Genomic DNA, 4,831 nt, shown 5'->3' with positions numbered 1-4,831 from the left:
CTGCAGCTATAATGCAGCAATCATGTTTGTACTTGGAAATATCAATTCCAGCAAAGAACATAGACATTAGATAAAACCTCCTGACTATTATAGTTGGCACTGTTGTCTACCACAGAGAGATCGACTGTGTAATCACGTAAATCTAAACGTCAAGCGTTAACAAACTAATTACCAGTATTAGACGACAAGCTGTGGTCTGAGTCACCTCCTACCAGTCAAAGCTGTAATTAATGAAAAACAAATCCACAGTGCCTAGATAAATATATCAGAAAAGGATTAGAAATAGCCCAGAGAACCTGGGAGAAAGGAAGAATCCAATCACTTTTCTAACATGATTGGATTATACGTGGTAATGAAAAAATTAAAAGAACGTAAAGAGGACAGGCTATGATTGCATGCAATGATAAAATGTGATAATATGCCCGTTACTGATTAGCCGGATAGAGTAATCTCAGTTCGGTGAAAGTTAAGTTATGATTATGCATTAACATATGAATGGCCGGAAAGAGGAAATGATCTTTTTCGGGAACCAAATAATGTTATACATACTTCCACAGGGAGGAATATATAGATGGCAAACATAGACAATAAAGACATAAACAAACAAAACTCAAGTATGGAGAGCGGAAACACAGTGCTTTGCGCTGCGAATTCATATAACCAGAAGTTTTTTATGAATCCTGAGTACAACAATCTTCCTGAGGATGTTCTGAAAGAACTTAAGATAATCTCAGTTGAATACACAGAGGAGGTAGGTGGAATCTTCCTTATGGAATTTAACAGGGATTCAAGGCTCGTTCTTAAGTCAATGCATGAAGATGGAGATGTAATGTTTGACGAGGACAATTCGAGAAAGAAGATAGATTCCATAGCGGAAAAGTATGAAGCACTTTTTACAAAGCTTGAGACATACTATAAGGCTATTCAGGCACTTCACGGTAATGTCAGCCACGGTGAATCCGAGATTGTGATCACTGAGGAGGATGAGAAGGCAGAGCCGGGAGCAAACAACCCTACAGGAATCGCTGAAGTAAGAAGAGCTACAAGTGAGGAAATGTCGGCATTGGATGACCATATTGATACTACTATGGTTTCGGAAGAAGAACAGGGCTCCATCAGAATGACAGGCTCATGGGATATGCCGGTACACCCTGACGATCCTGATGCAGAGAACACAGCGTACCATACACTTTTTGGGGACTGATCCCCTTTTCGAAGAAATGGGGATGCCCTCCAATCGGCGAGACTGGTTTCGACCATGGTCGAAATCACTCGAAAATGCCCGCGCGAAGCGCTTATGAATGACATCTTCTCCTTTGGGATTGATTACATTAATCCTCATTTTATGGATATTTAGAAAGTATTTTAATGAAAATCGGTAATATAGAACTTAAAAATAATGTTTATATGGCCCCTATGGCAGGAGTTACGGATCTTCCATTCAGAACTCTGGTTCATGAGATGGGTGCAGGATTGACTGTCACCGAGATGGTCAGTGCGAAAGCTATTTTATATAAGAATAAAAATACAGAAGAACTGATGACCCGTGGGGGGGACGGAAGTCCTGTGGCAGTGCAGCTTTTCGGATCAGATCCTGAGATAATGTCTGATATCGCGCATCAGATTGAAGACAGATTTGACATTATAGATGTGAATATGGGCTGTCCGGTAGGAAAGATAGTCAACAATCATGAGGGAAGCGACCTTATGAATCATCCGGATCTCGCATATGAGATATTGAGTCAAATGGTTGAGAAGTGCCATACCCCAATAACTGTTAAGTTCCGTAAGGGATTCATGAAAGAGGATGATACGGCAGTAGAGTTTGCAAAGATGGCGGAAAGTGCCGGAGTATCTGCCGTAACTGTTCATGGAAGGACACGTTCCCAGATGTATGCAGGTAAAGCCGACTGGGATGTTATACGAAGAGTAAAGGAAGCGGTTAAGATACCTGTGTTTGGCAATGGAGATGTTTTCGAACCGGAAGATGCGAAGAGAATGCTTGATGAGACCGGCTGCGACGGAGTAGCCATAGCGAGAGGCGCCCAGGGCAATCCATGGCTTATAAAACGGACAGTTCATCTGCTTGAAACGGGAGAACTTCTTCCTAAGCCTGAAATAAAAGAAATTATTGAAATGATTCACAGACATGCGGAACTTATGCGTGAGATCAAGGGCGAGTTTACTACCATAAGGGAGATGAGAAAGCATATCTCATGGTATACAGAAGGACAGCCCAATTCGGCAAAACTGAGAGCGGAAGTGAATACTGCCGAGAGCATAGAAAAACTCTATGAGTTGGTTGACAAACTACAGTTTAATGTATAAAATCAGCATTTGTAAAATTGCATGAATTATCGGGAGAGTTATGTCCTGAGGATGTGTAATTACCGTTTGTAACCATATGTTTCGGTTGAATCATCTTCCATTTTGTGATGGTGTTTCAACTTCTATGTATTTCCGGACAGGAAGTCGCAGGAAATCGGAAGACTGAAGATTCATTCAGAACGGAGCATTTTATATATGACAGAGTACCGTATACCGGTAAAGTCAGATCAGATTGTATTGTGAAAGGAGCTATGGCAAACATGGCAGAAGAGCAGACAGTAAAGAAGAATTTACTCACACGTGCTGGTCTCAAGAAGTATGAGGCTGAGCTTCACGATCTCAAGGTAAATCGTAGACAGGAGATCGCTGCAAAGATCAAGGAAGCAAGAGAGCAGGGAGATCTTTCAGAGAATGCGGAGTATGATGCAGCTAAGGATGAGCAGCGTGATATCGAGGCAAGAATCGTTGAGCTGGAGGCTCTTCTTAAGAACGTTGAGGTAGTTGACGACACTGTTGATGGTGAAATCAATGTCGGATGCCGCGTAGTTCTTCTTGATGAGGAGTTTGATGAGGAAGTTACATATTTCATCGTTGGTTCTTCAGAGGCTAACAGTCTTACAGGAAAGATTTCAAACGAGTCTCCTGTTGGACATGCTCTTCTTCACCATACTGTAGGTGATGAGGTTGAGGTCGAGACTGAGGCAGGTCTTCTTAAGTTCAAGGTGCTTGAGGTTGCCCGTCACGAGGCTGAGTAAATCAGGTATATATTAGTTAAATCATGATGTGTGGAAGGCTTATATAAAAGTGCCGGCTGCCTGTATTAAGAGTAAAGCATTCGGGCTTTAGGATCTTTTGGAACATCATCATAGAATCAAAGGTAAAATATCGGACGGCGGGGTGAATGTGGCCCGGCCGTCTTCATTAGCATAAAGTGGTGTGTGCGGCTGAGATATCTGCACTCATCAGGAAAAGGCACATAGTTCTTCATGTGTAGATTTCATATTCAAGAGGAGAGAAACATGGCAGAGAATCAGCAGAACAATCAGCAGAATCAGCCGGTTGAGGATACCAATCATATCGTACAGGCCCGTCGCGACAAGCTTGCAGAGCTTCAGGCAGCAGGACAGGATCCATTTGAGATAACAAAGTTCGAGCAGACACATCATTCAGAGGAGATCAGAGAGAATTTCGAGACTCTTGAGAATCAGCATGTAGCCATTGCCGGACGTATCATGCTGAAGCGTGTCATGGGTAAGGCTTCATTCGTACACCTTCAGGACAAGCAGGGCAGAATCCAGGCTTACGTAGCACGTGACGGTATCGGCGAGGACGAGTACAAGGCATTCAAGAAGCTTGATATCGGCGATATCATCGGTATCGAGGGTTATGTATTTAAGACAAAGACAGGCGAGACATCTGTTCATGCCGAGAAGCTTACACTTCTTTCAAAGTCTCTCTATCCGCTTCCTGAGAAGTTCCACGGAATACAGGACACTGATACAAGATACAGACAGAGATATGTTGACCTCATCATGAGCGAGGAGTCAAAGAAGGTATTTATCAAGCGTTCACAGATCATCAGTGAGATCCGTAACTTCCTTGCAGGACGTGATTTCATGGAAGTTGAGACTCCTATGCTTGTTTCCAATGCCGGCGGTGCAGCTGCACGTCCATTCGAGACACATTACAATGCTCTCAATGAGGACGTTAAGCTTCGTATCTCTCTTGAGCTTTACCTTAAGAGACTTATCATCGGTGGCCTGGAGAGAGTATTCGAGATCGGCCGTGTATTCCGTAACGAGGGTGTAGATACCCGTCACAATCCTGAGTTCACACTTATGGAGCTTTATCAGGCATACACAGACTACAACGGTATGATGGAGCTTACAGAGTCCATGTTCCGTTATCTTGCTGAGAAGGTTTGCGGTACAACAACCATCACATATCAGGGCACAGAAATCGACCTTGGAAAGCCATTCCGTCGTCTGACCATGACAGAGGCTATCAAGGAGGAGACAGGTATCGACTTCGATACAGTTAAGGACCTTGAGGAGGCTCGTGAGCTTGCAAGGAAGAACCACATCGAGTTTGAGGATCACCACAAGATCGGTGATATCGAGAACCTCTTCTTCGAGACATTCTGCGAGGAGAAGATGATCCAGCCTACATTCATCATGGATCACCCTGTTGAGATCTCACCTCTTACAAAGAAGAAGCCATCAGACCCTTCAAAGGTTGAGCGTTTTGAGCTTTATATCTACGGACGTGAGATGTGTAATGCTTACTCAGAGCTTAACGATCCTATCGATCAGAGAGAGCGTTTCAAGGCTCAGGATGCACTTGCTGAGGCAGGTGACGAGGAAGCCAACCATACAGATGAGGACTTCCTGCATGCTATGGAGATCGGTATGCCACCTACCGGTGGAATAGGATATGGCATTGACCGACTGGTAATGCTGCTGACAGATAGTGCTGCCATCAGAGATGTCCTGCTCTTCCCGAC

The 4,831-nt window shown here is 43.8% G+C and carries 4 protein-coding genes; all 4 read left to right on the top strand.

The features are described 5' to 3' along the window. The first annotated feature begins 571 nt into the window (after positions 1 to 571). Positions 572 to 1,204, top strand: coding sequence for a DUF6145 family protein (locus BM294_RS15520; RefSeq protein ID WP_091209978.1), 633 nt, complete (start codon positions 572 to 574; stop codon positions 1,202 to 1,204). Between the two features lie 158 nt (positions 1,205 to 1,362). Then, the gene (gene dusB, locus BM294_RS15515) at positions 1,363 to 2,328 is read left to right on the top strand and encodes a tRNA dihydrouridine synthase DusB (RefSeq protein WP_091209976.1); all 966 of its coding nucleotides are present in this window, start codon (positions 1,363 to 1,365) and stop codon (positions 2,326 to 2,328) included. Positions 2,329 to 2,588: 260 nt separating this feature from the next. Beyond that, a complete protein-coding gene (gene greA / locus BM294_RS15510; RefSeq protein ID WP_091209980.1) occupies positions 2,589 to 3,083 on the top strand; it encodes a transcription elongation factor GreA in 495 nt (164 codons plus the stop codon). Between the two features lie 264 nt (positions 3,084 to 3,347). Continuing rightward, the coding region (lysS, locus tag BM294_RS15505) for a lysine--tRNA ligase (protein ID WP_091209974.1) at positions 3,348 to 4,831 on the top strand (1,484 nt) is incomplete at its 3' end.

The sequence above is a fragment of the Oribacterium sp. WCC10 genome (genome assembly GCF_900113415.1).
Taxonomy (GTDB): domain Bacteria; phylum Bacillota; class Clostridia; order Lachnospirales; family Lachnospiraceae; genus Oribacterium.
Note: the sequence above shows the minus strand (reverse complement) of the source record. Positions and strands in the feature narration are given on the sequence as shown.

What these genes read in the sequence shown, in the direction of transcription:
- greA (WP_091209980.1), top strand. Translation starts at nt 2,589, where the DNA reads ATGGCAGAAGAGCAGACAGTAAAGAAGAATTTACTCACACGTGCTGGT.
- BM294_RS15520 (WP_091209978.1), top strand. Translation starts at nt 572, where the DNA reads ATGGCAAACATAGACAATAAAGACATAAACAAACAAAACTCAAGTATG.